The sequence below is a fragment of the Paraburkholderia sp. FW306-02-B genome, assembly GCF_058782725.1.
Genome location: NZ_JBYSXZ010000001.1, coordinates 653652 through 678888, shown reverse-complemented (window position 1 = coordinate 678888; position 25237 = coordinate 653652). Strand labels below are relative to the sequence as shown.

Genomic DNA, 25237 nt, shown 5'->3' with positions numbered 1-25237 from the left:
CGACCGGCACACCAGCGAATCGAGTTGACCGGCGCGTGCCTGGCCGGTCCGCTTCTCTTGGCGCGCTCGTTCCCGCGCGCCGGTTAGGCCATCACGCGCAACGCTCACAGCCATGACGATCGATACACAATCGCAGCGCGGGGAACACAGTCCGTTGCGCCGCATCATCGGTTCCGTGTTTGCCATTCTGCAAACGCGGCTTGAACTGGTCGGCATCGAACTCGCCGAAGAAAAAGACCGTCTATTCGGCGTGCTGTTCCTCGGCCTCGCGGCCTTGATGCTCGCCACGATGGCCTTGATCGCCTTGACGGCGCTGATTGCCATCGCGTTCTGGGACACCTATCGCTGGCAGACGCTCGCCGGCATCACGGTGGTTTACGCCATTGCCGGATTGGCCTGTGCGCTGAAGGCGCGCAGCGGTTTGCGCAATGCGCCGATGACCTTCGAAGCCACGCTTGCAGAGTTCGAAAAGGACCGCGAAATTTTCCGTAAGCCGTGACACGGCCGGGAGCAACGGGTGCTTGAAGCGCCCTGCGCCTTCCGCATCTACCGCGAGCGTCTAGCAGCGCCGTTTTACCGCCCTCCACTACTGCCGCCGACACGCCATGAGCCAAAGCCATTCCGATACCGCTTTCCGCAACACGCGCCGCCAGGTCAAAGATCTGAGCGCGCCGCATCTGCGAGCGTTGCGCAAGGAACTGCTGATGGTGCGCGCCGATGTCGAGCGCGTGGAACTCGCTCAAGCGACCGTCGACCTGCGGCAAGCGGTCACGCATTTCAGCTGGCTCAAATTCATCGTGCCGGGATTCGGCGGCATACGCGCGGGCAGCGGTTCGAAAACTGGCTTCCTGAACGCAGGAACCATCGGCGCGCTGCTCAAACAGTACCCGCTCGTCAGTTCGATTGCGTCGATATTGTTGGCCAAGCCGCTGCGCGCCACTATCCTGGGTAGCGCCAAACCCGTGCTCAAGTGGGGCAGCCTCGCACTTGCCGGTTGGGAAGCGTACCGGATCTGGCAGCAGATAAAGAGCGATCCCAATAAGTCGACCGGTGGCAAAGCGGGGCCTGCCGACGGCGACTCCTGAACCGCGCGGCTACGATGTTCTCCGGATACCTGATTGATTGATCCGCGTGCGGTTTGACTTTGAGTCGGTGGCGCTGAAGGACCTCGGCGCGTTTCTCTGCCCGGCTTGAACTCACTAGCTCGCACTATTTAGCTCGTTCTCTAACTCGTGTTCCAGCATTCGCCGCTTGCCGGCGCCACGCCGTTTGCGCCACTTCTATTGCTTCGCAGACCCGTGGCATCGAGGGTAAAGATGCCGCAGGCGTCGTCCCGCATTGGACCGGCTTCGGTTGGCGCAGCCTCCACTGAGTACCCGCCGTTTGCTTCGTCCGCCGGCAGCACCCGTACCCGATAGACCGGCGTGCCGAATTGCGGCGCATGATCGAAGCCCGGCGGCAAGGTCGCGGCGCTGTCGCCTGTCGCTCCCTCGACAAATTGGGCTGCCCGATAAAGTGCGGATGCTGCATCGATTCGGTGCGTTCGCGCGACGTGGCTCCGGTACGACGGCACCGCAAACACCACTAGCGTCGCGGCTACCGCCAACGCGATCATGAGTTCGAGTAGCGTGAACGCGGATGTGTACGGTTTCGTCATGAACCTCCCCTCAGAATGGCCGTGCGGCAACGCGCCGCCAATGCCGCTCGATTCGCGCGCCATCGATCACGAGTTCCATCTGCAGCCATACCTGAGACTCCCTGGTCCGGCCGAAGCCACGCGCGCTCAGTAAATACGCCTGAGCATTGGCGCGAGTGCCCAGGCGCCACGCTTCGATCAGGCACTGCGGCGCACGCAGCGAGCCGGGCCATTGCGCGATGGGCGTGACGGCGCCTGCTTCAAAGGCGGCTTCGAGCTTCCATTGCGTAGGCTCGCCGGTTGCGGGCGGCGCGGCCGCAATCGGCTCAACTGCTGCAGCGGCAGCGACGTTGCGGGCGCATAAAGTCAGCGCCGAATCGGCAGCGTGAAACGCCTGCAAATAGTCGCGCACGTTAGTCGCGCCGCGTGCCGCCGCTAGCGATGTTTCGAACCAGGCGGCAGAGGTGGTCAACAGCATCGCGGAAATCAGCAGGACAATCGGCAAAACGGCGCCGCCAGTGCGGAGGCGGCAGATGCGATCGGTACGGCTGAGGCGGACGGTGCAAGCGTTCCCGCCTGCCGGATGAGCGCGTCGATATCGCACAGGCAACGCCGCGCGTCGACTCACGTAGCATCGTCTTCCCGTCACAGCGAATCCTCCGCTTGATTACGTATCGCGACTCGCCGCCAGAACGCCTGCCGCACCCGCGTGTCAGCGCCGACGACGCTCGCACCGTCGCAGTCGACGTAGCGCAAACGCCTCCCCAGCGGCGCACCTCGCACGAGTACACAGAGATCGACGGCAACGACCTTCGCCCATTGATCGGCGCTCACCGCCGACGCGTCGATCGCGCTCAGGCCGCCGGCCAGCCAGTACCGGAGCCGCAGGCGCTCGACGCCTTCGACCAGCGGCTGTGCAGAACCAGCCTTGCCGTTACCTTCGCAGTACAACTCCGGTTCGCCCGTCGAGCCGCTGACCCTGGCGAAGTAGCGATTGACGACCGATACGCCCTGGCCACCGAGCGCCGCGCTATTGTTGGTCACTGACTGCCCCAGGCAGTCGGTGGATTGGCCGGTCGCCGATGGCCACGTCGAAATGTTGTCGCCGACATAGCGAACCGCGACGCCGTCGGAATGACTCGCCAACGCCTCGCAGGCGAGACTGTTGTCCGCGCCGACTGGGCGGCCACTCGAACAACCGAACAACGGTGGCGGACTGTTGAACCTGGCTGCATCCGCAGGCACGAAACCGGCCATCTGAAGCTGCTGGCCGATCAGCGTGAGCGCAATCAGGCCGGCTTCGCGGACCCGCACCGAATCGCCCGCGCGCTCGAATGCAATCCGCTGTGTTGTATAGAGCGACACCGCGCCCGCGGTCACCACCAGCCCCAGCGCGATTGCGATCACGAGCTCAACCAGTGTATGGCCGCGTGCAATATGCAAACGCTGCATCATTTCGCAAACGCCAGCGCAACGCATGAGGAGCCTGCGGGAACGTCCGCGCCGCCACAGGACTCGGGCTTGTCGATTACGTCGCCGGAGCGCGGCATGTCGCGCAGCATCGCCCACGTCACGCGCACGACCGACACACCGCCGCTTTCGCGCACAGAGGCCTCGCCGCGTGGCAACAGAGACGCCGCACGCGCGCTCCATTGCCTGACCACAGACTCGCCCGCAGACGGCGCGCACATCGCCTCAGCCACGGAATCGGCTATCCACGCGGCGTGCTCGCGCATTGCCATCGCGCGCGCTTCACGTGCGGTCCACAATTGACCGGCGATCAAGCCGAGAGCGGTCACCGCCATCAGTGCTACGGCGAGCATGACTTCGATCAGCGAGCTGCCGCTGCGCTTTACTGAATAGCGGAGCAACCATGGGTTCAATGAATATCGATTCATGACGACGCTCCGCATGCGCCCTCGACGATCCGCGCACGGCCACCCGCCGCAATACGGATGCAACGCCGCCACTTGTCGCCCTGAGTCGCTTTCGACGGCACGCGCGGCGCGATGTCGAAGCTGCGAAAGGTGCCGATCAATTGCCCGGCCGGCGGCGTGAACGTGAGATTCGTCTGCGTCCCGGTGATGCTGACCGCCGCAAGCTGCGGGTGCGCGCGCAGCAGCGAAAGCGCGCCGCCGCGCTCAGTCAGGACTGCCCAGCCACACGACCAGCCGGTAACGCCATCGCCGCACGCTTGTCCCGCGGCAACACAACGCCGCGCAGCGTCGATCCGGCAGACGGTGACGCGCGCCCCGCGCCGCAATGCTTCGCTGCGCGCATAGGCCAGTGTTGAAACGAGCGCTTTCGCGCGCGCATCGACCCGATCCCGCACGTGCCACGCCACAAAGGACGGTGTCGCCATCACCGCGATCACTGCCAGCAATGCGACGACAACCAGCGTTTCGATAAGCGTAAAACCGCGGCGCGCCCGCAAACAGACTGCGTTCCATTTCATCTGCATCCCTGATCGTTGCAAAGAATGCAGCCAATCTAGCGATTTGGAAACGCGTCAACAATCGGCCGAATGGCCAGCTGGCACTCAGACGCTATCCCGCGCAAAAATGCACGCGTGACGAACCATAACGGGAGCCGAGATGCTGATGCGCGAACCAACACGAGAGAAGAAAACAGAGACTCGAACGCAAGTCCGGGAACAGCGCCAATCAGCGCTTGCGGGGAGGTTTGGGAGGCGAGGAGGCGCGGCGAAATTCTTCGATCACGTCTTCGAATTCGGAGACGTCTTCGAAGCGCCGGTAGACGGACGCGAAACGAACATAGGCAATCGTGTCGAGCGCGCGCAACTCGTTCATCACGAGTTCGCCGAGGCGCTCGCTGCGCACCTCGCGCTCGCCGCTACCGAGCAATTGATACTCGATGCGGGCAACCGCCGCATCGATCTCGTCGGCTGCCACTGGGCGCTTGCGCAACGCCAGTTGCATGCTCGCGACGATCTTGCGGCGGTCGAATTCCGTGCGGCTGCCATCCTTCTTGACGACCGACGGCAACGCCAGCTCGACCCGCTCATACGTCGTAAAACGTTTGTCGCAGGCCGGGCAGCGGCGACGCCGGCGAATCGTCGCGCCGTCTTCGGATACGCGGGAATCCACAACTTGCGTATCGGCGTGCCGGCAGAAGGGGCAGTGCATGACGGCTTAACGGTAGACCGGGAAGCGCTGGGTCAACTCGGCGACCTGCGCGCGCACGCGTTCGATCGTGGCTGCGTCTTCCGGATTGTCCAGCACGTCGGCGATCAGGTTACCCACTTGCTCCGCTTCCTTGACGCCGAAACCGCGCGTGGTCATGGCGGGCGAGCCGAGACGCACGCCGCTCGTGACGAACGGCTTTTCCGGGTCGTTCGGAATCGCGTTCTTGTTGACCGTGATGTGCGCCGCGCCCAGCGCCGCTTCCGCAACCTTGCCGGTAATCTTCTTCGCGCGCAGGTCGACCAGCATCACGTGGCTTTCGGTGCGGCCCGAGACAATGCGCAGACCGCGCTTGACCAGCGTTTCAGCCAGCACGCGCGCGTTTTCGACAACTTGCTGCTGATACGCCTTGAATTCCGGCGACAGCGCTTCCTTGAACGCGACGGCCTTACCGGCGATCACATGCATCAGCGGACCACCCTGAATGCCCGGGAAGATTGCCGAGTTGATCTGCTTTTCGAACTCCGCCTTCATCAGGATCACGCCGCCGCGCGGACCGCGCAGGCTCTTGTGCGTGGTGGTGGTGACGAAGTCGGCGTGCGGCACCGGGTTCGGGTAGACGCCAGCGGCGATCAAGCCGGCGTAGTGCGCCATGTCGACCATGAAGTACGCGCCAACCGACTTCGCGATCTTCGACATGCGTTCGAAATCGATACGCAGCGCGAATGCGGACGCGCCGGCCACGATCAGCTTCGGCTTGTGCTCTTGCGCAAGCTTTTCGGCCGCGTCGTAATCGATGTCTTCGGCTTCGTTCAGCCCGTAGCTCACCACGTTGAACCACTTGCCCGACATGTTGACCGGCGAACCGTGCGTCAGGTGACCACCGTGCGCGAGGCTCATGCCCATGATCGTGTCGCCCGGCTTGAGCATGGCGAAGAACACGCCCTGGTTCGCCTGCGAGCCGGAGTTCGGCTGCACGTTCGCGGCTTCCGCGCCGAACAGTTGCTTGACGCGGTCGATCGCCAGTTGTTCGGCGACGTCCACGAACTCGCAGCCGCCGTAGTAGCGCTTGCCCGGATAACCTTCGGCGTATTTGTTGGTGAGTTGCGAGCCTTGCGCAGCCATCACGGCCGGGCTCGTGTAGTTTTCGGACGCGATCAGTTCGATGTGCTCTTCCTGACGGCGGTTTTCCTGCTCGATGACTGTCCAGAGTTCAGGATCGACGTTGGCGATGGTGCTTTGGGCTCTGTCAAACATACGGATTCCGTTGAGTGTGTTCAGGTTGACCGGATCGTGCGCCGAATCTTGCGTAGAGGGTACGCGGCGCTGCTGGCGGCTGGGCCAGCCCTGACGTGGCGGATGGAGAGACGCCGCACACGCGAGGCAGGACAGCCACCGTCAGCGCAGATAAACGCGCGCGGATCACGGCTGCCCAGGCGAACGGCAAAACGGCACCCTGCGCTTCACGGTGGGTTGCTCCACCTTGAACCCGATTGGTTGTATCGGTTCTATCGCCAGTCACGCAGGGATGAGCGCGTTAGTTTATTGGAAGAGGATCGAATAGGCAACCGCCTTGCTGCCGCCCCGGCGGGCGCTCGCGGGACATGCCGCAGCGCCGGCGTGCGGGTTCCGCAAACGTCTGACAAAAGTTCGCTGGCAAGCCGGGCCGAGCCCCTGCCACAGCCGCTTGTGCGGCTCGTTCATTCTTGCCGCGGCGCCGCATTGGAAGTAGGCTTGGGACCTTTCTCTCTTACCGACCAGGGAACTGCAATGATCGTGTTTGTCACCGGAGCGTCCGCGGGATTCGGCGCTGCTATCGCCCGCGCTTTCGTCAAAGGCGGCCATCGCGTTGTCGCCACCGCGCGTCGTAAGGATCGCCTGCATGCACTAGCCGACGAACTCGGCGACGCGCTTTTGCCGTTCGAACTCGACGTGCGCGACCGCGCGGCCGTCGAAGCCGTGCCGGCCTCGCTGCCGGCCGATTTCGCCGCGATCGACGTGCTCGTCAACAACGCCGGCCTCGCGCTCGGCGTCGAGCCGGCGCAAAAAGCGAGTCTGGACGAGTGGAACACCATGATCGACACCAATTGCACGGGCCTCGTCCAGGTCACGCACGCGTTGCTGCCCGGAATGGTGGCGCGCAACCGCGGCCACATCTTCAACCTCGGCTCGGTGGCCGGCCGCTGGCCGTACGCGGGCGGCAACGTTTATGGCGCGACCAAGGCGTTCGTCCGCCAGTTCAGCCTGAACCTGCGCGCCGATCTGGCCGGCACCGCACTGCGGGTGACCGACATCGAACCGGGCCTGTGCGGCGGCACCGAGTTCTCGAACGTGCGTTTTCGCGGCGACGACGAAAAAGCGGCCAATGTGTACCAGAACGTACAACCGCTGACGGCCGAAGATATCGCCGACTCGATCTACTGGATCGCCACGCGCCCGGCCCACGTCAACATCAACACGATCGAGTTGATGCCGGTGGCCCAATCGTTCGCCGGTTTGGCGATTCATCGCGGCTGAAATCGCGGCTAACGCCCGCCAGGCGGGGCGCACATCTTGAAACAGACCTCGGGGTGTGCGTTCCGGTAAAATGCGCCGCATGAATATGTCGACCAGTCAGCCCGGCACGGAAATCGGCTTCACGTGGCCAATCCGCGTGTATTACGAAGACACCGACGCCGGCGGCATTGTGTTTTATGCGAACTATCTGAAGTTTTTCGAGCGGGCGCGCACCGAATGGCTGCGCGCATGCGGCGTCGACCAGAACCGGCTCGCGGGCGAAACAGGCGCGCTCTTCATCGTGCGCAGCACCGCAGTCGACTACCGGGCGCCGGCCCGGCTCGACGACATCGTCAAGGTAGTCAGCCGGATCGAGCGTCTTGGCCGTGCGTCGGTCGATTTCGCGCAGGAGGCGTGGCGTGACGGCACGCTGCTTGCGGCCGGCTCCATCCGGGTCGGCTGTGTCGAGCGCACCGCGCTGCGGCCGGCCGCGATTCCGCCATCCGTGCTCGCCGCCTTGCGGCGCGGGCCGGACGTGAGCGACGGCGGCATGTCAACGAACAACGTCTGAACCCCGTTGTTACGGGGCCATTGAACTCGTATCGATCAAGCAACACAAAGCATGGTTCGGCTTGCAGTGTCGCCGATGCTTCCGTTTTGCTCACGGCAAGCTTCGGGTGACTTTGCAGCCGGACGCCCCCTTCCGGGACGTTAAAACGAACCTTTATGAACACTACACAAGATCTGTCGATCGTTTCTCTCGTACTCAACGCGAGCCTGCTGGCGCAGGCAGTCATGGCGCTGTTGCTGCTGTTGTCGCTGTTGTCGTGGACTTTCATCTTCCGCAAGTGGTTTGCGATCCGCCGGGCGCGCGTGCAAACTGAACGTTTCGAACGCGATTTCTGGTCGGGCGGCGACCTTCAAGCCCTCTATCAGAGCGCCGCGAACAACCGCCACACGATCGGGGCGCTCGAACGGATTTTCGAGTCCGGCATGCGTGAATTCCTGAAAGGTAAAGAAAAGCGCCTGAACGATTCGGGTGCGATTCTCGATGGCGCACGCCGGGCAATGCGCGCCGCGTTCCAGCGTGAAATGGACGTCCTCGAAGCGAACCTTGCGTTTCTCGCGTCGGTCGGTTCGGTCAGCCCTTACATCGGCCTGTTCGGCACGGTGTGGGGGATCATGAATGCGTTCCGCGGCCTCGCCAACGTGCAGCAGGCCACGCTTGCAAACGTTGCGCCGGGCATTGCCGAAGCGCTGACCGCCACCGCAATCGGCCTGTTCGCGGCAATTCCGGCCGTGGTCGCCTATAACCGTTACGCGCACGATATCGACCGTCTGGCGATCCGCTTCGAGACCTTCATCGAAGAATTCTCGAACATTTTGCAGCGCCAGGCACAGTAAGGAGTCCACGATGGCAGGCTCTCGCCCCTCCAGCATGCGCGGTGGCCGTTCGCGCCGCGCGATGGCCGACATCAATGTCGTGCCGTACATCGACGTGATGCTCGTGCTGCTCGTGATCTTCATGGTGACCGCGCCGCTGGTCGCTCCGTCGATCGTCAATCTGCCGACCGTCGGCGGCGCCGCGCCGCAGCAGCAAACCCCGCCCGTAATCGTCAATATTCGCGCGGACGGCAATATGAGCGTCAAATACAAGGACGACGCGGGCGTGCAGCAGCAGGAAGACATGACAAAGGCCGATCTGAACAGCTTCATCACCGATCGCGCGCAGTCGCACGCTGACCAGCCGGTCGTGATCGCCGCCGACAAAACAGTGAAGTACGAAGTCGTGATGAACGTGATGTCCCAGTTGAAAGCTCGGGGCGTCAAGCGCGTTGGATTGCTCGTCAAATCACAATGATCCGCAAGCATTCCGAAACCCCGCTCCAGCCACCGCGTGAACGCGGCACCGGGCGAGCCTTTGTGTTCGCGCTGGTGATGCATGTGCTGCTCGGGTTCTTCCTGTACCACGGCATTCAATGGCAGAACAGTACGCCCGAAGGCGCGGAAGCCGAACTGTGGACCGAAGTGCCGGATTCGGCGATTCCGCGTCTGCCCCCGCCGCCGCCCGTTCCGGTGGCCCCTGCCCCGCCGCTGCCCGACGAACAGGCCGACATCGCGCTGCAGGAGAAGAAACGCCAGCAACAGGAAGCCGCTCGCCAGGCGCAACTGGCAGAGCAGCAGCGTCAACAGAAGCTGCAGGCTCAGCAGGAAGCCGAGGCCAAGCGTCAGCAACAGCTTGCTGAACAGGCGGCGCAACTTGCCGCGCAGAAAGCCGCGGCTGCCAAACAGAAGCAGCAACAGCAGCAATTGGCCGAGCAGCAAAAGCAGCAGCAATTGAAAGAACAGCAGCAAGAGCAGCAGAAGCAGGCTCAGGCTGACGCGCAGAAGAAAGCCGACGAGCAGAAAGCGGCGAAGGCCAAAGCACAAGCTGATGCTGCCGCGCAAGCGAAGAAGCTCGACGCGGAACGTCGTGCGCGGCTTGCGCAGATGCAAGGCATGGCCGGCGGCGCAGGCTCGACCGGCAACGGACTCGCGAAGAGCGGCACAGGCAGCGGCTCGGGTGGCACGGCGACGTCGCCGGGTTACGCCGACAAGGTGCGCCGTGCGGTGCGTCCGAACATCTCGTGGGGCGGCGAAACGGAGGGTCTGGAGACGGTCATCTCCGTGCGTTGCTCGCCGACGGGTACCTTGCTGAGCGCGACGATTTCGCACGGCAGCGGTAATCCTGCCTGGGACGACGCGGCGCTGCGAGCCGTTCAGCGTTCCGATCCGATGCCTCAGGACATCGACGGCAAGACGCCCGCCAGCTTCAGGATTACGTTGCGGCCGGCCGGCTGATAACGGGGCGGAGCGCAACTTGAAGGCCAGTTGACAGCAGACACAGCGCCCCGCCTGGCGTGGCGCGCCCGGGAACGAATTGGATGTTTTCCGGTCTCTCTGCTGTCGTGAAGTGTTAGTAAAATCGTTTTTTTGGGGAATCCATACAGCATGAGTTTGATGACCAAGCTAGGCCTGCGGACACTTGTAGCGTCGTGCCTGATCGCTGTGGGCGGCGCCGCCCACGCACAACTCAACGTCCTCGTGACGGGCGTCGGGTCCACCCAGTTTCCAATCGCAACAGCGAATTTCGCCAATGAAGCGAACTCGCCGCAGCAGGTCAGCACGATCGTGCGTCAGGATCTGCAGCGCAGCGGCAAATTCACGAACATCGACGCGGGCGGCACGCCGGTTTCCGAAACGGATTCCGTCGATCTCGGCAGCTGGAAGGCCAAGGGTGCCAATGCGTTCGTGTCGGGCAGCGTGAACCGCCTGCCGAATGGCCAGTACGAAGTGCGCTTCAAGCTGTACGACACCGTCAAGGGCGAAAGCCTCGGCGGCCTCGTGCTGGTGAGCCCGGAAAGCGGGCTGCGCATGAGCGCGCACAAGGTCGCGGACTACATTTACGCGAAGCTGATGGGTGGCCGCGGCGCGTTTGCCACGCGCCTGTCGTACGTCATCAAGACGGGTGGCCGTTATCAGTTGCAGATTTCCGATTCGGACGGCCAGGACGCGCATATCGCGCTGTCGAGCCCCGAGCCGATCATCTCGCCGGCGTGGTCGCCTGACGGCACCAAGGTCGCGTACGTTTCATTCGAAAAGAAGAAGCCGATTGTCTATATCCACGATCTGCCCACGGGACGTCGTGTGGTCGTCTCGGACCAGAAGGGCAATAACAGTGCGCCGGCATGGTCGCCGGATGGACGCACGCTGGCCGTCGCGCTTTCGCGCACCGGCAACACGCAGATTTTCGCCGTCAATGCGGACGGCAGCGGCCTGCGCCGCTTGACGCAAGGCAGCTCGATCGACACTGAACCGAGCTTCTCCCCTGACGGCCAGTCGATCTATTTCACCAGCGACCGTGGCGGCGAACCGCAAATCTACAAGATGTCGGCCCAGGGCGAAAACGCCGGCGCCGCGCAGCGCGTGACCTTCACGGGCAGCTACAACACCAGCCCGCGCGTGAGCCCGGACGGCAAGCAGCTCGCGTATATTTCGCGCGTCGGCGGCGGGTTCAAGCTGTTCATCCAGGACCTGCAGGGCAACACGGCCACCGGCCTGACCGATACAACACATGACGAATCGCCGAGCTTCGCGGCGAACGGTCAGTACATTCTTTACGCCACACAGGTGAACGGCCGTGGCGTGTTGGCCGCTGTATCGACCGATGGCCGCACTCGGCAAGTCCTGTCCGTTCAGGGCGGCAGCGTACGGGAGCCGTCCTGGGGCCCGTTTATGCAATAACGTTTATGCAACAACACACAAGGAGAGCAACAAATGATGTCTAAACTTCGTTTCGTATTTGCCGTATTGATGGTCGGTGCGCTGGCCGCATGTCACTCGGGCGTCAAGCTCGATGAAAACGCCAACAAGGGTGGCGCAATCGGTACGCAACCGAACCCGACCGATGTCGCACAAGTCAATGTCGATCCGCTGAACGATCCGAACAGCCCGCTCGCCAAGCGCAGCATTTACTTCGACTTCGACAGCTACTCGGTCAAGGACGACTACCAGTCGCTGCTGCAACAACACTCGCAATACATGAAGAGCCATCCGCAACGCCACGTCCTGATCCAGGGCAACACCGACGAACGCGGCACCAGCGAGTACAACCTGGCACTCGGCCAGAAGCGTGCTGAAGCTGTGCGCCGTTCGCTGTCGCTGATGGGCGTGACTGACTCGGAAATGGAAGCCGTGAGCCTCGGCAAGGAAAAGCCGCAAGCAACCGGTCATGACGAATCGTCGTGGGCACAAAACCGCCGCGCCGACCTCGTGTACCAACAGTAAGTAACGGGTGATGAGCCGAATGACGCATCGTTTCTCCTGGCTGCGGTTTGCCGCAGCGGCCTGTGTCGCGGGCACGGCTTTCGCGGCCGTGCCCGCGCACGCGGGTATCTTCGACGACGATCAGGCCCGTCAGGCCATTCTCGATCTGCGTTCGAAGACCGATAGCCTGTCGAGCCAGCTGTCGGCCGCGCAGCGCACGATCCTCGATCAGTCCAACCGCCTCGACCAGATGAATCAGCAGGTCGCGACGTTGCGTGGACAGAACGAGGACATGGCCAACCAGCTCGCCACGCTGCAGAAGCAGCAGAAGGACTACTACACCGATCTGGACACGCGTCTGAAGAAATTCGAGCCGCAGCAACAGACGGTGGAGGGCGTCCAGGGCGAGGTGCAGCCGGGTGAAACGGAGTCGTTCAATGCGGCCTCACAACAGTTTCGCAGCGGCGACTTCAAGAATGCGGCAGCCTCGTTTCGCAGCTTCATCTCCAAGTTCCCGAACAGCCCCTACCAGCCGACCGCGCAGTACTGGCTCGGCAACGCGCTGTACGCACTGCGCGACTACAAGGGCTCGACGGCAACGTGGCAAGGCGTCGTAAAGAATTACCCGCAGCATCCGCGTGCGCCGGAAGCGCTGCTCGCGATTGCGAACAATCAGCTCGAGCAAGGTCAGAAGGCTGCGGCCAAGAAGACGCTGGAGCAGATCGTCGCGCAATACGGCGGTTCGGACGTCGCGCAAACGGCACAAAGCAAGCTGTCGCAGATCAAGTAGTCGTTTGGCGTTTAGCAGTTAGCGGTAAACGCGTAGTGTCCGCGGTCAAAAGCCACGCGCGCCTCTCGCCGGAAAGCCCGGGGTAGTCATACCTCGGGCTTTTCACTATCCGCAGTGCCGTGCGCCGAAATGGCCGTGACGGGTTGACAGCCCTCAGGGACTATCGCTATAATTTCGCTTCTCTTTTGGGTCGTTAGCTCAGCTGGTAGAGCAGCGGACTTTTAATCCGTTGGTCACAGGTTCGAATCCCGTACGGCCTACCAAAAGATTCAAGGGCTTACACGCGTCTGCGTTGTAAGCCCTTTTCCTCTTGGGGCCCGACTTTGCGCGAGACCTACCAACAGAACATCAAGTACTTCGAGCCGCAATGTAAAGCAAACTACTTTACCGTGGGTAGCTTTACAGTGGGGCCAAACGGGGTACCCTTTACTTCGTGGGGACCCGCCCTCCAGTGACTCTCGGAGGCTCCCATGTGGAAGTGCATCCGCTGTCATCACCTCATCGCCTTCAAGTCTGTCCTCACGGACATTGACTCCTTTGGTATCTACTTCATCTGCCCGTACTGCAAGCGCCGGAATCAACTGGAGAGCTTGGGCCGCATTCGTGGCGCATTGACTCTCAGACAGACCGGACGCTAGGGTCGTCACCCCCTGGGACTTTAATCGGGGGCTGTTGCGGTACCCCAATATCTGACAATTGCGTTTTGACTGCACCATGCAGGCTATGCTAGTTTCGTCCAGTTAAGTTTTCTTCGGACGAAATATGAGCACCCTTACTGCTGCTCCTGCCCCGGTCAACCTATACCGGTACGGCATACACCAGAACCTGACGCCTCCTGAACTGTTCTTCCTCGTCGCCATTGACGAAACCTGCAAGCAGTTGGGGGTGGACGACATTGAGGCGGTGGCGGCGATTCTGGCCGGTCAAAACTGGATTCCTACTCGGGCCAAACCGATGGGGGCTACGAAGGGGACCTCTCTCGCTTCCATCATGTCGCGCCGATATCTCGACTTCAATCTGAGCCGTAAGGTCCTCCCGACTCTCACAAATGCCAGCGTGCGGCGCCTCAAGGTGGTAATGGTTCGAAACCTCGGGACATTCGTCGGCAGGAGTATTCCGGTCGTGGGATGGGTCATTGTCGCTAACGACGTCGTGCGTATCGGCGTCAACTCCGTCATGCACTACAACCGACTCGTGAGCCCGGCAGACAGGATTTTCTGACATGACGAATACCACATGGCTGGAGCTTGAGTCATTCATCAGGAGTGAGACTGGCATTCGAGCAAGCAAACCCGTGAAGCCCTCGGATAGCCTGGAGAACGATCTGGATATCACTGGTGATGAAGCCGATGACTTCATGGGCAAGTTCTTCGAGAAGTTCAAGGTGGAGCCTGGTGACTATGATTTCCGGCGTTACTTCTCAGAGGAGGGGTTCAACCTCTTTGCGATCATTGCCATGCCGTTCTCTAAAAAGAAGCGCGAGAAGTATGACAAGGAGCCGCTGACTGTTGCCATGCTTGAGCGAGCTATCAATTTGGGCGTCTGGGATAGCAAGAAGCTGGGGCTCTAATTAGGGGCTCCACCGCACAGGGTCGTCACCCCCTGGGACTTTATTCCGCGTGCAGCCCGTCGAGCACCGCTGCGGCCTCCAGTCCCGCGCTATCGGGACACAAGTGGGCGTACTTCTTCGTCATGCTCTCGTCGGCGTGGCCCAGCAAGTGCGACACCTTCAGCAGAGAGACGCCCGCCTGAACCAGCCGTGACGCGAAGGTGTCCCGGAAAGTGTGAGGCGTCACCTTGCCCTTCGAGAGGTCCCGGTTCAGCCCGCAGTTGTCGATCGCTCGCTGGATGCCATCCGTCGCATGGCCACGAGGCTTGTCCTCCGTCGTGTACTGCCACCCTGCCGCAGTCATCGCCGGGAACACGTAGCTCTTAGGCCAGGTGAGGTCGGTGGCGATCAGTTGACCGTGCCGAGACTCCTCCAGACCACGGCTAACAACGTCGCCGTTCCTCGTCTCGCGGACCAGGGTTCGCCGGTACCGCTCGATGCCCTTGGCGACCTGGTAGTGCTCCCATTCCCGCTGCGCTTCTAAGTCGTTTGCCCCTACAGGGACGGGGATTGCCGTGGGGAAAAACGTGGGGGCTGTATCTATTTGATCCGATTCGCTAACAGATGCGACCATCGAATTCTCCTTTGCAATCAACGTTGTGTCGCGTCAGCGACGTTCTTTTAATCCGTTGGTCACAGGTTCGAATCCCGTACGGCCTACCAAAAGATTCAAGGGCTTACACGCGTGTGCGTTGTAAGCCCTTTTCTTTTTGCGGCGCACTTCCCCCTCCCCCACACATTCGCCGCAATAGTTCGCGACCCCACAGACTGCCCGCATCGCCCGCACGCATGATCTTTACACGACGCCAATAGAGCGCCCGAAAAAGACCACGAGACCGGGCAGCAAGGCAAAACGACCGCGCCGCCCACACGCCCGGGGGGGCGCCCATGAAAACTACAAAGTTAATCTGGGTAGTAGGTTTGGCGATATCGATCGAAACCGTGTCCGCTCAGGAGATATTCCTTCAGGGCGGCACGCAAGGGGCCGGGATCGGCGCGGCGCTGAACGTCACTTCATGGTTCGGGTTGCACGCCGACTTCAACGCGCTCAATTTCTCGCACAACTTTACGGTGGGCGGGAATCGTTACGAGGATGGCGCGCGCCTTCGCCAGGGTGGTGTCTACGGCGACCTGTTTCCGTGGTCGAACTGCGGCTTCCGCGTCACCGCCGGCCTCCGTTTCACCGACGACGAAGTCAGCGGCAATTCCGTCCCCACAAACGGCACCTATATGTTCAAGGGCAAAACAAGCCGGCGTTTCCCGGCGAGTATGCGACGGCCACCGTCAAATACCCGACCGTCATGCCATACCTGGGCATCGGTTACGGCTTCCAACCCGCAGCGAAAGGATTTGGCCTGATTGCCGAACTCGGCGTCGCTTACGGCATACCCCACGTTTCCTACACGCTGTCGCCAGCCCTCGCTCAGGCGGCCGGCCCGGCGATGAGCCAGGACATCGTCGCGACAGGGTTGCAGCAACTGAGGGACAAAGCCTCGCCCTACCGCTGGTATCCGACACTGCAAGTCGGTGTTTCGTACCACTTCTGATTGCACGCTGGAACCCGTCCGGGACGCATCGGTTTGCGCCGACCAGGCGCGCGAGATAAGTTCGCTGCTGCAAAGCGCCTCTCAAGTAGGCATCGTCGTTTCGACCTAACGCGACATATTCCTACAGTCTGATTCAAACGCACGCATGCGGACGGGAGCGTCATCCGACAACACACCAGCTCAACAAAAGACAATACAACGGACTCCGAACGTTGATATTTATTGAGACGTAAAGACGTGCAATGATCGCCGCCGGTTCTGCGAAACACGCCGCAACGCTGCGTGAGCAGCCGCTTTGGCAACGCCGCAGATTCCTGCGCCTTCATTCCGTCAACATGACCAATTTTCTGTTCGATCTCCTCTCGAACCTGGTTTGTCTAGCGATCGTGCTGGTCGCGTGTCGTCTGTGCAACCGGCTCGTTCCCGACGCCACGCTCAATGGTGCGTATGTTTTCGTCGCACTGGCGTCGGCCGCCTGGCTGCTCGATGCGGCGCTCACCTTTCTGGTGTTCGCCGATGTGCAAAACCGCTACGGCAAGTTCAGTACATCGTCCGCATTCGTCGAGCGTGCCGGCGCGTATGCGCTTGCAGCCGTTGCCGCACTGGCCTGGGGGTATATAGCTCGTCGCACGCGGCCCGCCAAAGCCGGTGACACCTCGACCGTCCGCACCTCCCCCTATTCCGAATCGCATCTGCCGATGTAACCCAACGCGCCGCCCTTAGCACGGTAATTTGCCAGCGGCGACGCCGCGGCAAGAAAGCACACTGATGCGAGGCAAAGGGAAACCCCAGCACCATAGCCGCAAGCGCGACGACAACCACTACAAGCTCACAGGCACGCCTGGCTCAACCCGTTCGAAGTGGAGCCGCCGCGCAGTCCGTTTTCCCCAGCCAGGCAATCCGCATAACAGACAGGAACGGTCCTTGCGCACGCGAGAGCCGTCGGCTATAACTTCCGAAGACCGCGTGTTGCTGCCTACGCCCGTTGCCGGGCATTTGCCGTTGTATTGCGCCACCTCCGTTCAATCAGTCGAAGGCAATTTAACCAACGAGGACATCTTGGATCTCGAAACCGTACGCGTGTTCATCATGACCCGGGGCATCGACCTCGGCACCAAGGTAGTCGGCGCGATCGTCTTGTGGATCGTCGGCCGCTGGATCATTGGCCTGATCACCGGCATGCTCCGCAAGATGCTGGCGCGCAACGGCCGCGTCGATCCCACGCTGGCTCATTACCTCGGTTCGATTCTCGGCGCCCTGCTCAACCTGCTGCTGATCCTTGCGATTCTGCAGGTGTTCGGTGTCCAGACCACCTCGTTCGCCGCGTTGCTCGCCGGTCTCGGCCTCGCGATCGGTACCGCGTGGGGCGGCTTGCTCGCGCACTTCGCAGCGGGCATCTTCATGCAGGTGCTAAGGCCGTTCAAGGTCGGCGATTTCGTCATGGCGGGCGGCGTGACCGGCACAGTCTCGGAACTCGGCCTGTTCGGCACGACCATCGTGACGCCCGACAACGTGACGACCATCGTCGGCAACAACAAGATCTTCTCCGACACGATCTCGAACTACAGCGCGCTGCCGGTGCGGCGCGTCGAGTTGACCGCGAAGATCGCCAACGGCGTCGATCCGACTGACGCGATGAGCCGGCTGAAGACGGCCGTGACGAAGATTCCGAACGTTGCCGAGAGTCCCGCGCCGGACATCGAGGTGCTGAGCTTCACGCCGGAAGGACCGTTGTTGTGCGTGCGGCCCTACACGAACAACAACACTTACTGGCAGGTCTATTTCGACACCAATCGCGCGATCATTCAGACCTTCAAGGATGCCGGCTATCCGACACCGGAAACCCCGCTTGCGCCGCGCGCAGTGAGCTCGCAGTGACCTGAAGGATTGCCTGAGCGAAGGGTTTCTCTGCAATGAAATGAAAACGGCGTCGCGAGTTTCGCGACGCCGTTTGTTCGTCTGGGCCACACGCTATCGGAAGTGTCAGCGGCTGTCCGTCTTGGCTGCGTTCTTGCGCGTCACCTTCCACAGTGCGCCGAGCAGAACCGGCACCACTGCCGCGCCGATACCCACCAGCACGATCACATTCAGGTACTGACGAATGAACGGAATGTTGCCGAAGAAGTAGCCGAGCAACACCAGCAACAACACCCACAACAGTGCACCAACGATGTTGAAAAGCTGAAACCGGCTCACCGTCATCTGCGAGGCGCCGGCAACGAACGGTGCGAAGGTCCGCACTACCGGGATGAAACGCGCCAGCACGATGGTCTTGCCGCCGTGCTTCTCGTAGAAATCATGAGTCTTTTGCAGCGCGGTGCGGTCGAGGAAGCGCTCCAGAAAAGGTATGTGCGAATTGAACACCCGTGGTCCGATGGCCCGCCCGATCATGTAATTGACCGTATTGCCAGAGACCGCCGCCACGAGCAGCAGCACGATCAGCAAACCGATATTCATTCCGCCGGTCGCGCAAAAAGCGCCGCCGATGAACAGCAGCGAATCACCCGGCAGAAACGGCAATACGACAAGCCCGGTTTCGCAAAACACGATCAGAAACAGCACCGCGTAGACCCAGGCGCCGTACTCGTGGATGAAGACTCCCAGAAACTTGTCGATGTGCAAGACAAGGTTTGCGAACTGCAGCAGCGTGTCCAAAAAGCGTCCTTTATAGAGCGAATGTGTGCGAGAGGCGAGAACAGCCGTGTTAGCGGGCCCGCGAGCGATGCGCGGCGAGCGCAAGCTTACCGCCGGAAATTGACCGCGTCATGATACCGAAAGTGCCCGGAAGCGATTAAAAATCTGCGATGGGTAGGCAACTTCGATTCCGTGCGGCGGCTTGGATGCCACGCTCTCCCACCCATGACCGTCTTGCTGCCGGGTCGTATCGCTCGGGTCGCCGGACCACTCAGTCCAGGGTATTCGGCCCGCGTCCGGTTCCTACGCGCGAATCGCTATAATTTCGCCATGTCCGAATTCTCCGAAACGCCCGCCGACACCAACGCCCCGGCCGCAGCTCTCGCCGCCGCGCCCGTCCCACGCCCGTTGCGGGCGATCCAGCCCCTTCCCGACCAGCTGATCAGCCAGATTGCCGCCGGCGAAGTGGTCGAGCGGCCGGCTTCGGTGGTCAAGGAGTTGCTGGAAAACGCGCTCGATGCCGGCGCGCAGACCCTGCGCATCGTGCTCGACGAGGGCGGCGTCAAACGTATCTCGATCACCGACGACGGCTGCGGCATCCCCGAAAGCGAACTGGCGCTCGCGCTGATGCGTCATGCGACCAGCAAAATCCGCTCGCTCGCCGAACTCGAGGCCGTTGCCACGCTGGGTTTTCGCGGTGAGGCGTTGGCGTCGATTGCGTCGGTTGCGGAGATGTTCATCACGAGCCGCACCGCCGATGCGCCGCACGCCGTGCGCATCGACGCGCAAACCGGTGTACTGAGCCCTGCTGCCGGCACCCAAGGCACCACGATCGAAGTCCGCGAGCTGTACTTCAACACGCCCGCGCGCCGCAAATTCCTGAAAAGCGAGCAGACCGAACTCGGCCATTGTCTCGAGCAGATTCGCCGTGCCGCGTTGGCACGGCCGGACGTGGCGATTTCGGTACTGCATAACGGCAAGGCGGTCGAACACTGGAACGCCAGCGAGCCGCCTGTGCGGGTCGCGAAAATTCTCGGCGAGACCTTTGCGACGGCCCATCTACCGCTCGACGAATCGGCCGGACCGCTTGCCGTCTATGGCTGCGCCGGCCTGCCGACCGCGAGCCGCGGACGCGCCGACCAACAGTATTTTTTCGTCAACGGCCGTTTCGTGCGCGACAAGCTGCTCACGCATGCCGTGCGCGCCGCGTATGAAGACGTGCTGCACGGCGACCGGTATCCGTCCTATGTGCTGTTTCTCGATCTGCCGCCTGAAGCGGTCGATGTGAACGTCCATCCGTCGAAGATCGAAGTGCGGTTTCGCGATTCGCGCTCGATTCACCAGTTCGTGTTCCACGCGGTACAGCGCGCGTTGGCGCGGCATGCGGGCGCGTCGCCGGAAACCACGGCGGGCGGGCATGCAGCTCACCTCGAAGCCGCGGCGGGCGGTCCGGCTTCGTTTGGTGCGACGCCGCTCGGAGGCGCGGGTGCTGGCGGCTTCGGCGCGACGGGCACGGGCACGGGCGCTGGTGCAGGTGCAGGTGGTCTCGGTGGTGGATTCGGATCTCAGCAGCCGGGCAATACGTGGATGCGGCAGGCGCGCATGACGCAGGGCACGCTGCCGGTTGCGCAACCGCTGGCCTTTTACGACGCGCTGTTCGGCCGTAAAGACACGAACGCCGGCACCGCCGACGGCGCGACGCTGTTCGAGGCGCGCGACTCCGCAGCCGAAGGGCCGTCGCCGTATAACGCGTCCGCGCCTTATACAGCCCCCGCTTTCCACGCATCCGACGAGCAACCGCTCGGTTTCGCGCTCGGCCAGATTCACGGCATCTATGTGCTTGCGCAGAATGCGCATGGACTGGTGATTGTCGATATGCACGCCGCGCACGAGCGCATTCTGTACGAGCAGTTCAAGAGCGCGCTGTCGGATCGCACGATTGCCGTGCAGCCGCTGCTGATCCCGCAGACGATGCAGGCCGATCCGATCGAAATCGGCACCGTCGAAGAAGAGCGCGACACGCTCGACGCACTTGGCTTCGACCTCGCCGTGCTGTCGCCGACCACGCTCGCGATCCGCGCAGTGCCGGCCTTGCTGAAAGACGCCGATCTGCAGGCGCTCGCGCGCGCGGTCCTAACAGACTTGCACGCGTTCGGCGGCTCGCGTGTGCTGACCGAGCGCCAGCACGAGCTGCTCGGCACACTGGCGTGCCATCACGCGGTGCGGGCGAACCGGCGTCTGACGCTCGATGAAATGAACGCACTGCTGCGCCAGATGGAAGCGACCGAGCGCGCCGACCAGTGCAACCACGGGCGTCCGACCTGGTATCAGTTGACACTGTCCGATCTCGATCGGCTGTTTATGCGCGGGCAATGAGGGTGAGCCTGATCACGTTTCTTCCGCGCGCGCCGGCTTGCCTATGACGTCACGTACTCCCACGCCGGTCCCTTGCCTGCTGGGCCCGACCGCGTCCGGCAAAACCGCTGCCGCGCTGGCTTTGGCCGCACGGCGGCCGGTGGAAATCATCAGTGTCGACTCGGCGCTGGTTTATCGCGAGATGGATATCGGCACCGCGAAGCCGACGGCGGAAGAGCGCGCGCTGGCGCCGCATCATCTGATCGATATTGTCGATCCGGCTGACGCCTATTCGGCGGCGGATTTTCGCACCGACGCGCTGCGCCTGATCGGCGAGATTAGTGCTCGCGGACGGACACCGTTGCTGGTCGGCGGGACCATGCTGTACTACAAGGCGCTGACGCAAGGCTTGAACGACCTGCCTGCCGCCGATGCCGACGTGCGGGCGACGCTCGACGCCGATGCCGCGCGCGAAGGCTGGCCGGCTATGCATGCGCGGCTTGCCGCGGTCGACCCTGTTACCGCTGCGCGCCTCGCGCCGAACGATTCGCAGCGGATTCAGCGTGCGCTCGAGATTTTTATGCTGACCGGGCAGGCGATGTCTGTTTTGCTGGCGGCGCCCCCACGCTTTGATGATGCTGCGCAGGCTTGGCGGTTTGTGCCGATTGCGTTGGAGCCTTCTGATCGGAGCGTGCTGCATGCCCGCATTGAGCGGCGGTTTGATGCAATGTTGGCTGATGGGTTCGTCGATGAAGTGATGAGGTTGCGCGAGCGCGGGGATTTGTCGGCGGAGATGCCGTCGATGCGGTGTGTCGGATATCGGCAGGTTTGGGAATATCTCGATGGAGTGGTCGATTATTCGACCATGCGGGATAAGGGGGTTTTTGCTACCCGGCAATTGTGCAAGAGGCAGCTCACCTGGCTGCGCGGTATGCCTGAGAGGGTTGTGGTTGATTGTTGTGATGCTGGCGCTACCGCGCGGGTTGTTAGTGTTGTTGATGAGTTAATTTGAGGTTTTTTTGCCTGCGCGGCGCTTTGGTTGTTCGCCTGCGGCGGTGGCTTTTTCTTGGCTTTTTTGCCTTCCCCAGCAGGTTGTGTCTGTTTGCCTACGGCGTTGCCTTTCCTTGTTTTGTTTTTGGTTTATTAGCGTTCCCCCTGTGCGGGGGGCACCTACTTTTCTTTGCCTGCCGCAAAGAAAAGTAGGCAAAAGAAAGCGGCTCACACCGCTAGTTTTTAAGCGGGTCCCCTGGCTTGGAGGAGGCAGTGGAGCATCTGGAATCTGTGTTCTCGCGCACTCCGCGCTGGTGACAAGGCCGTCATCCTTCCGGCGGCGCTGCGCGCGCCGTAGCGGTACTTCTTAAAACCGACGGGGCGTGCACGCCTCCGGCATCATCCTTCCGGCCTTGCACTGCGTGTTCGCCGGAACAGTCCGCAAGGGACACCAGTGGTTTTGTTTGCGCGCGCTGGAAGCCGTCGGCTTCGCCTCGGCGCGGCGCCGAAGTGATTTGCGGTTTGTAGATTGCTGGAAAGGTAAAACGCCCGGCGGCTAATTCGGCGGGACGCAGAATATTGCTACGGCTTGAGAAATACCGTACGCGGCGGCCGCCTTAGCGTGGCGCGGAAACGACCAGATGGTTTTGTGAAGTACCGCCAATTGCCGAAACGAGCGGCCGGTTTGATGAAGTACCGCCACGGCGCGCGTAGCGCCGCCGGAAGTATGATGGCCTTGTCACAGGCGCGGAGTGCGCGAGAACACCGATTCCAGATGCGCCACTGCCTCCTCCAAGCCAGGAGACCCGCTTCAAAGCTAGCGGTGTGAGCCGCTTTCTTTTGCCTACTTTTCTTTGCGGCAGGCAAAGAAAAGTAGGTGCCCCCCCGCACAGGGGGAACGCTAATAAACCAATAAGAAAAGAAAAAGCCACCGCCGCAGGCGAACAACCATAGCGCCGCGCAGGCAAAAAGAATCAAACAACTACAGTTTGAGCCTCACCAACCGCGCTCTCGCGAATAACCCCAATCTTCCAAACCTGCTCGCCGGCGGCAGCCAAAATCCCAATAGCCGCATCTGCATCTGCGGCAGAAACAACAACAGCCATCCCGATCCCGCAATTAAACACCCGATGCATTTCAGCATCAGCCACACCACCATGCTTCTGCAACCACGAGAACAACGGCGGCATCGGCCACGCCCGATGATCCAGCTCGGCCGTCAAACCTTCACGCAAAACCCGCGGAATATTCTCAACCAGCCCACCGCCGGTGATATGCGCCATCCCCTTCACGGCAACCTGCTGCATCAACGACAGCAAAGGCTTCACATAAATATGCGTAGGCGCCATCAGCGCATCAGCCAACGGCCGCCCATCGAAATCCGCATTCAAATCAGGCTGAGCCCGCTCAATAATCTTCCGCACCAGCGAAAAACCATTCGAATGAATCCCGCTGGAAGCCAACCCCAGCACAACATCACCCGGGGCAATCGTGCTGCCGTCGATAATCTTGCTCTTTTCGACCGCGCCGACCGCGAAACCGGCCAGATCGTACTCGCCGTCCGGATACATGCCCGGCATTTCAGCCGTCTCGCCGCCGATCAGCGCGCAACCAGCCAGTTCGCAGCCATGCGCGATACCCTTGACGACCGTCGCCGCAGTGCCGACGTCCAGCTTGCCGCATGCGAAATAATCGAGGAAGAACAGCGGTTCGGCACCCTGCACGAGAATGTCGTTGACGCTCATCGCCACCAGATCCTGGCCGACCGTGTCATGCTTGTTCAGTTGAAACGCCAGCCGCAGCTTGGTGCCGACGCCGTCGGTGCCCGACACGAGCACCGGCTCGCGGTATTTCTTCGGCACCTCGAAGAGCGCGCCAAACCCGCCGATGCCACCCAGCACACCGTCGCGCATCGTCTTTTTGGCAAAGGGCTTGATCGCGTCGACAAGGGCGTCGCCCGCGTCGATGTCCACGCCGGCGTCGCGATACGACAAACCTTGGGCGTCAGGGGCGGATTTCGGTTGATTCATGGGGAAGAGCGAGAAGGTCGGTAAAATGCGATTTTACCCGATGCCGGCCGGTTGGCTGGACTTTCACCCGCGCCAACCACCTGGGAAACAATTTTGCAGCAAAACTCTTCGATTCTGACGCCCGTTCAGCGCCGCGCCTTCATCTGGCTAGCCATCGCGCTGGGCGTCGGCATTCTGCTCTGGCTACTGAGCCCGGTCCTCACGCCATTTCTGCTCGGCGCGATTCTCGCGTACATTCTGCAACCGGGCGTCGCGTGGATGGTGCGCCGGCGTGTGCCGCGCAGCCTCGCCGCCTTGCTGATGATGCTGCTGTTCTCGCTGATGATGACGCTGCTCGTGTTGCTGGTGCTAGCCGTCGTCCAGAAGGAAGGCCCGCAGTTGAAGCAGCAGGTACCGGTACTGTTCGCGCATGTCAGCGCATGGCTGCAACCGAAACTCGCGCTGCTAGGCCTCGCCGATTCGCTCGATTTCGCCAGCATCCGCGATCTCGTCATGGGGCAGCTGGAAGGTAGCGCGCAGACCGTCGCGCGCTATGCCTGGACCTCGATCCGCACCAGCGGCAACGTGATGATCACGCTGGTCGGCAACGTCGTGATGGTGCCGCTCGTGCTGTTCTATCTGCTATACGACTGGAACCGTATGCTCGCGCGCATGCAGATCGTGGTCCCGCGCCGTTGGCTCGACAAGACCCTGCAACTCGCACGCGACATGGACCAGATGCTCTCGCAATACCTGCGCGGCCAGTTGCTCGTGATGGGGGTGCTCGCGGTCTTCTACGCGGTCGCGCTGAGCATCGCCGGCTTCGAGATCGCGCTGCCGGTCGGCATCTTTACCGGCCTTGCGGTGTTCATCCCGTACATCGGTTACGCAACCGGTCTGGCGCTGGCGCTGCTCGCGGCACTGCTACAGTTCGGCGACTGGTACGGTTTCGGCGCGGTCGCGGTGATTTACGGCGTCGGCCAGATTGTGGAGAGCTTTTTTCTCACGCCGCATCTGGTCGGCGAACGGATCGGCCTGCACCCGCTCGCGGTAATCTTCGCGTTGCTCGCGTTCGGTCAGCTGTTCGGCTTTTTCGGCGTGCTGCTTGCGTTGCCGGTCAGCGCGATTCTGTCGGTGGCGATGCGCGAGTTACGTCAAAGCTACCTGACGAGCACGCTTTACAACAACTGACTGCTCATTGACTATTTTTGGCCCGATGTAC

General features: G+C 61.9%; 29 protein-coding genes, 1 tRNA gene and 1 riboswitch. Of the genes, 20 read left to right on the top strand and 10 right to left on the bottom strand.

What is annotated here, in order from left to right; translation table 11 throughout:
* The first annotated feature begins 112 nt into the window (after nucleotides 1-112).
* Nucleotides 113-499 (top strand): phage holin family protein, encoded by a 387-nt coding sequence (locus AC3WOG_RS03025; RefSeq protein WP_492576596.1) that lies wholly within the window; start codon nucleotides 113-115, stop codon nucleotides 497-499.
* A 106-nt stretch (nucleotides 500-605) separates the two neighbouring features.
* Nucleotides 606-1085 (top strand): DUF3318 domain-containing protein, encoded by a 480-nt coding sequence (locus AC3WOG_RS03020; protein WP_492576594.1) that lies wholly within the window; start codon nucleotides 606-608, stop codon nucleotides 1083-1085.
* 140 nt (nucleotides 1086-1225) lie between these two features.
* Here the strand turns inward: AC3WOG_RS03020 and AC3WOG_RS03015 are convergent, their stop codons facing one another.
* From AC3WOG_RS03015 to glyA, 7 genes are all read right to left on the bottom strand, one after another.
* Nucleotides 1226-1657, bottom strand: a complete 432-nt coding sequence (locus AC3WOG_RS03015; protein WP_492576593.1) for a type IV pilin protein — start codon at nucleotides 1655-1657, stop codon at nucleotides 1226-1228.
* Nucleotides 1658-1667: 10 nt separating this feature from the next.
* Nucleotides 1668-2114: a pilus assembly PilX family protein gene (locus AC3WOG_RS03010; RefSeq protein ID WP_492579700.1), complete on the bottom strand. Its 447-nt coding sequence runs from the start codon at nucleotides 2112-2114 to the stop codon at nucleotides 1668-1670.
* A gap of 167 nt (nucleotides 2115-2281) precedes the next feature.
* Nucleotides 2282-3088: a PilW family protein gene (locus AC3WOG_RS03005; RefSeq protein ID WP_492579699.1), complete on the bottom strand. Its 807-nt coding sequence runs from the start codon at nucleotides 3086-3088 to the stop codon at nucleotides 2282-2284.
* Nucleotides 3088-3534 carry a type IV pilus modification PilV family protein gene (locus AC3WOG_RS03000; protein WP_492576592.1) on the bottom strand — a complete coding sequence of 149 codons (447 nt, stop codon included), beginning with the start codon at nucleotides 3532-3534 and terminating at the stop codon, nucleotides 3088-3090. The genes AC3WOG_RS03005 and AC3WOG_RS03000 overlap by 1 nt, the downstream gene beginning before the upstream one ends.
* Nucleotides 3531-4091 (bottom strand): GspH/FimT family pseudopilin, encoded by a 561-nt coding sequence (locus AC3WOG_RS02995; protein WP_492576591.1) that lies wholly within the window; start codon nucleotides 4089-4091, stop codon nucleotides 3531-3533. Before AC3WOG_RS02995 ends, AC3WOG_RS03000 begins: the two co-directional genes overlap by 4 nt.
* Nucleotides 4092-4299: 208 nt before the next feature.
* A complete protein-coding gene (gene nrdR, locus AC3WOG_RS02990; protein ID WP_115103844.1) occupies nucleotides 4300-4782 on the bottom strand; it encodes a transcriptional regulator NrdR in 483 nt (160 codons plus the stop codon).
* A 6-nt stretch (nucleotides 4783-4788) separates the two neighbouring features.
* Complete coding sequence (gene glyA / locus AC3WOG_RS02985; protein ID WP_492576590.1) at nucleotides 4789-6036, bottom strand: serine hydroxymethyltransferase; 1248 nt, start codon at nucleotides 6034-6036, stop codon at nucleotides 4789-4791.
* 166 nt (nucleotides 6037-6202) lie between these two features.
* Nucleotides 6203-6311: riboswitch (ZMP/ZTP riboswitch) on the bottom strand.
* A gap of 238 nt (nucleotides 6312-6549) precedes the next feature.
* Between glyA and ydfG the strand changes: the two genes are divergently transcribed.
* From ydfG to AC3WOG_RS02930, 11 genes are all read left to right on the top strand, one after another.
* The gene (gene ydfG / locus AC3WOG_RS02980) at nucleotides 6550-7296 is read left to right on the top strand and encodes a bifunctional NADP-dependent 3-hydroxy acid dehydrogenase/3-hydroxypropionate dehydrogenase YdfG (RefSeq protein ID WP_492576588.1); all 747 of its coding nucleotides are present in this window, start codon (nucleotides 6550-6552) and stop codon (nucleotides 7294-7296) included.
* 70 nt (nucleotides 7297-7366) lie between these two features.
* On the top strand, nucleotides 7367-7846 hold the full coding sequence (ybgC, locus tag AC3WOG_RS02975; RefSeq protein ID WP_492579698.1) for a tol-pal system-associated acyl-CoA thioesterase: 480 nt from the start codon (nucleotides 7367-7369) through the stop codon (nucleotides 7844-7846).
* Between the two features lie 155 nt (nucleotides 7847-8001).
* Nucleotides 8002-8679 carry a protein TolQ gene (tolQ, locus tag AC3WOG_RS02970; RefSeq protein ID WP_492576587.1) on the top strand — a complete coding sequence of 226 codons (678 nt, stop codon included), beginning with the start codon at nucleotides 8002-8004 and terminating at the stop codon, nucleotides 8677-8679.
* A gap of 10 nt (nucleotides 8680-8689) precedes the next feature.
* Nucleotides 8690-9136: a protein TolR gene (gene tolR / locus AC3WOG_RS02965; RefSeq protein WP_492576586.1), complete on the top strand. Its 447-nt coding sequence runs from the start codon at nucleotides 8690-8692 to the stop codon at nucleotides 9134-9136.
* Nucleotides 9133-10116: a cell envelope integrity protein TolA gene (gene tolA / locus AC3WOG_RS02960; protein WP_492576585.1), complete on the top strand. Its 984-nt coding sequence runs from the start codon at nucleotides 9133-9135 to the stop codon at nucleotides 10114-10116. Before tolR ends, tolA begins: the two co-directional genes overlap by 4 nt.
* Nucleotides 10117-10266: 150 nt before the next feature.
* Nucleotides 10267-11559 (top strand): Tol-Pal system beta propeller repeat protein TolB, encoded by a 1293-nt coding sequence (gene tolB, locus AC3WOG_RS02955; protein ID WP_492576584.1) that lies wholly within the window; start codon nucleotides 10267-10269, stop codon nucleotides 11557-11559.
* A gap of 33 nt (nucleotides 11560-11592) precedes the next feature.
* Nucleotides 11593-12102 carry a peptidoglycan-associated lipoprotein Pal gene (gene pal, locus AC3WOG_RS02950; protein WP_492576583.1) on the top strand — a complete coding sequence of 170 codons (510 nt, stop codon included), beginning with the start codon at nucleotides 11593-11595 and terminating at the stop codon, nucleotides 12100-12102.
* Between the two features lie 19 nt (nucleotides 12103-12121).
* Nucleotides 12122-12871, top strand: coding sequence for a tol-pal system protein YbgF (gene ybgF, locus AC3WOG_RS02945; RefSeq protein ID WP_492579697.1), 750 nt, complete (start codon nucleotides 12122-12124; stop codon nucleotides 12869-12871).
* A 187-nt stretch (nucleotides 12872-13058) separates the two neighbouring features.
* Nucleotides 13059-13134 (top strand) — tRNA-Lys (locus tag AC3WOG_RS02940).
* Nucleotides 13135-13633: 499 nt separating this feature from the next.
* Entirely contained in the window at nucleotides 13634-14092 is a 459-nt protein-coding gene (locus AC3WOG_RS02935; RefSeq protein WP_492576582.1) for an STM2901 family protein, read from the top strand.
* Between the two features lies 1 nt (nucleotide 14093).
* Nucleotides 14094-14441 carry a DUF1493 family protein gene (locus AC3WOG_RS02930; RefSeq protein ID WP_492576581.1) on the top strand — a complete coding sequence of 116 codons (348 nt, stop codon included), beginning with the start codon at nucleotides 14094-14096 and terminating at the stop codon, nucleotides 14439-14441.
* 40 nt (nucleotides 14442-14481) lie between these two features.
* Here AC3WOG_RS02930 and AC3WOG_RS02925 read toward each other — a convergent pair whose 3' ends face one another.
* Nucleotides 14482-15054 (bottom strand): tyrosine-type recombinase/integrase, encoded by a 573-nt coding sequence (locus AC3WOG_RS02925; RefSeq protein WP_492576580.1) that lies wholly within the window; start codon nucleotides 15052-15054, stop codon nucleotides 14482-14484.
* A 347-nt stretch (nucleotides 15055-15401) separates the two neighbouring features.
* On the opposite strand from AC3WOG_RS02925, the gene AC3WOG_RS02920 reads away from it, so the two are divergent.
* The 4 genes from AC3WOG_RS02920 (at nucleotide 15402) to AC3WOG_RS02905 (ending at nucleotide 17905) form a co-directional block, all read left to right on the top strand.
* Nucleotides 15402-15839, top strand: a complete 438-nt coding sequence (locus AC3WOG_RS02920) for a hypothetical protein (protein WP_492576579.1) — start codon at nucleotides 15402-15404, stop codon at nucleotides 15837-15839.
* A complete protein-coding gene (locus tag AC3WOG_RS02915) occupies nucleotides 15782-16027 on the top strand; it encodes a hypothetical protein (RefSeq protein ID WP_492576578.1) in 246 nt (81 codons plus the stop codon). The genes AC3WOG_RS02920 and AC3WOG_RS02915 overlap by 58 nt, the downstream gene beginning before the upstream one ends.
* A gap of 242 nt (nucleotides 16028-16269) precedes the next feature.
* Nucleotides 16270-16731 (top strand): hypothetical protein, encoded by a 462-nt coding sequence (locus AC3WOG_RS02910; protein WP_492576577.1) that lies wholly within the window; start codon nucleotides 16270-16272, stop codon nucleotides 16729-16731.
* 355 nt (nucleotides 16732-17086) lie between these two features.
* Nucleotides 17087-17905, top strand: coding sequence for a mechanosensitive ion channel family protein (locus AC3WOG_RS02905; RefSeq protein WP_492576576.1), 819 nt, complete (start codon nucleotides 17087-17089; stop codon nucleotides 17903-17905).
* 105 nt (nucleotides 17906-18010) lie between these two features.
* Here AC3WOG_RS02905 and AC3WOG_RS02900 read toward each other — a convergent pair whose 3' ends face one another.
* A complete protein-coding gene (locus tag AC3WOG_RS02900) occupies nucleotides 18011-18682 on the bottom strand; it encodes a DedA family protein (protein WP_492576575.1) in 672 nt (223 codons plus the stop codon).
* A gap of 309 nt (nucleotides 18683-18991) precedes the next feature.
* On the opposite strand from AC3WOG_RS02900, the gene mutL reads away from it, so the two are divergent.
* Both mutL and miaA read left to right on the top strand, forming a co-directional pair.
* On the top strand, nucleotides 18992-21037 hold the full coding sequence (gene mutL / locus AC3WOG_RS02895; RefSeq protein WP_492576574.1) for a DNA mismatch repair endonuclease MutL: 2046 nt from the start codon (nucleotides 18992-18994) through the stop codon (nucleotides 21035-21037).
* Between the two features lie 43 nt (nucleotides 21038-21080).
* The gene (miaA, locus tag AC3WOG_RS02890) at nucleotides 21081-22028 is read left to right on the top strand and encodes a tRNA (adenosine(37)-N6)-dimethylallyltransferase MiaA (RefSeq protein WP_492579696.1); all 948 of its coding nucleotides are present in this window, start codon (nucleotides 21081-21083) and stop codon (nucleotides 22026-22028) included.
* A 952-nt stretch (nucleotides 22029-22980) separates the two neighbouring features.
* Here the strand turns inward: miaA and purM are convergent.
* A complete protein-coding gene (gene purM / locus AC3WOG_RS02885; RefSeq protein ID WP_492576573.1) occupies nucleotides 22981-24036 on the bottom strand; it encodes a phosphoribosylformylglycinamidine cyclo-ligase in 1056 nt (351 codons plus the stop codon).
* Between the two features lie 93 nt (nucleotides 24037-24129).
* Here purM and AC3WOG_RS02880 point away from each other — a divergent pair, with 93 nt between their 5' ends.
* Nucleotides 24130-25206, top strand: coding sequence for an AI-2E family transporter (locus tag AC3WOG_RS02880; RefSeq protein WP_492576572.1), 1077 nt, complete (start codon nucleotides 24130-24132; stop codon nucleotides 25204-25206).
* Nucleotides 25207-25237: the final 31 nt, after the last annotated feature.

What these genes read in the sequence shown, in the direction of transcription:
- AC3WOG_RS03025 (WP_492576596.1), top strand. Translation starts at nt 113, where the DNA reads ATGACGATCGATACACAATCGCAGCGCGGGGAACACAGTCCGTTGCGC.
- AC3WOG_RS03020 (WP_492576594.1), top strand. Translation starts at nt 606, where the DNA reads ATGAGCCAAAGCCATTCCGATACCGCTTTCCGCAACACGCGCCGCCAG.
- AC3WOG_RS03015 (WP_492576593.1), bottom strand. Translation starts at nt 1,657, where the DNA reads ATGACGAAACCGTACACATCCGCGTTCACGCTACTCGAACTCATGATC.
- AC3WOG_RS03010 (WP_492579700.1), bottom strand. Translation starts at nt 2,114, where the DNA reads ATGCTGTTGACCACCTCTGCCGCCTGGTTCGAAACATCGCTAGCGGCG.
- AC3WOG_RS03005 (WP_492579699.1), bottom strand. Translation starts at nt 3,088, where the DNA reads ATGCAGCGTTTGCATATTGCACGCGGCCATACACTGGTTGAGCTCGTG.
- AC3WOG_RS03000 (WP_492576592.1), bottom strand. Translation starts at nt 3,534, where the DNA reads ATGAATCGATATTCATTGAACCCATGGTTGCTCCGCTATTCAGTAAAG.
- AC3WOG_RS02995 (WP_492576591.1), bottom strand. Translation starts at nt 4,091, where the DNA reads ATGAAATGGAACGCAGTCTGTTTGCGGGCGCGCCGCGGTTTTACGCTT.
- nrdR (WP_115103844.1), bottom strand. Translation starts at nt 4,782, where the DNA reads ATGCACTGCCCCTTCTGCCGGCACGCCGATACGCAAGTTGTGGATTCC.
- glyA (WP_492576590.1), bottom strand. Translation starts at nt 6,036, where the DNA reads ATGTTTGACAGAGCCCAAAGCACCATCGCCAACGTCGATCCTGAACTC.
- ydfG (WP_492576588.1), top strand. Translation starts at nt 6,550, where the DNA reads ATGATCGTGTTTGTCACCGGAGCGTCCGCGGGATTCGGCGCTGCTATC.
- ybgC (WP_492579698.1), top strand. Translation starts at nt 7,367, where the DNA reads ATGCGCCGCATGAATATGTCGACCAGTCAGCCCGGCACGGAAATCGGC.
- tolQ (WP_492576587.1), top strand. Translation starts at nt 8,002, where the DNA reads ATGAACACTACACAAGATCTGTCGATCGTTTCTCTCGTACTCAACGCG.
- tolR (WP_492576586.1), top strand. Translation starts at nt 8,690, where the DNA reads ATGGCAGGCTCTCGCCCCTCCAGCATGCGCGGTGGCCGTTCGCGCCGC.
- tolA (WP_492576585.1), top strand. Translation starts at nt 9,133, where the DNA reads ATGATCCGCAAGCATTCCGAAACCCCGCTCCAGCCACCGCGTGAACGC.
- tolB (WP_492576584.1), top strand. Translation starts at nt 10,267, where the DNA reads ATGAGTTTGATGACCAAGCTAGGCCTGCGGACACTTGTAGCGTCGTGC.
- pal (WP_492576583.1), top strand. Translation starts at nt 11,593, where the DNA reads ATGATGTCTAAACTTCGTTTCGTATTTGCCGTATTGATGGTCGGTGCG.
- ybgF (WP_492579697.1), top strand. Translation starts at nt 12,122, where the DNA reads ATGACGCATCGTTTCTCCTGGCTGCGGTTTGCCGCAGCGGCCTGTGTC.
- AC3WOG_RS02935 (WP_492576582.1), top strand. Translation starts at nt 13,634, where the DNA reads ATGAGCACCCTTACTGCTGCTCCTGCCCCGGTCAACCTATACCGGTAC.
- AC3WOG_RS02930 (WP_492576581.1), top strand. Translation starts at nt 14,094, where the DNA reads ATGACGAATACCACATGGCTGGAGCTTGAGTCATTCATCAGGAGTGAG.
- AC3WOG_RS02925 (WP_492576580.1), bottom strand. Translation starts at nt 15,054, where the DNA reads ATGGTCGCATCTGTTAGCGAATCGGATCAAATAGATACAGCCCCCACG.
- AC3WOG_RS02915 (WP_492576578.1), top strand. Translation starts at nt 15,782, where the DNA reads ATGCCATACCTGGGCATCGGTTACGGCTTCCAACCCGCAGCGAAAGGA.
- AC3WOG_RS02910 (WP_492576577.1), top strand. Translation starts at nt 16,270, where the DNA reads ATGATCGCCGCCGGTTCTGCGAAACACGCCGCAACGCTGCGTGAGCAG.
- mutL (WP_492576574.1), top strand. Translation starts at nt 18,992, where the DNA reads ATGTCCGAATTCTCCGAAACGCCCGCCGACACCAACGCCCCGGCCGCA.
- miaA (WP_492579696.1), top strand. Translation starts at nt 21,081, where the DNA reads ATGACGTCACGTACTCCCACGCCGGTCCCTTGCCTGCTGGGCCCGACC.
- purM (WP_492576573.1), bottom strand. Translation starts at nt 24,036, where the DNA reads ATGAATCAACCGAAATCCGCCCCTGACGCCCAAGGTTTGTCGTATCGC.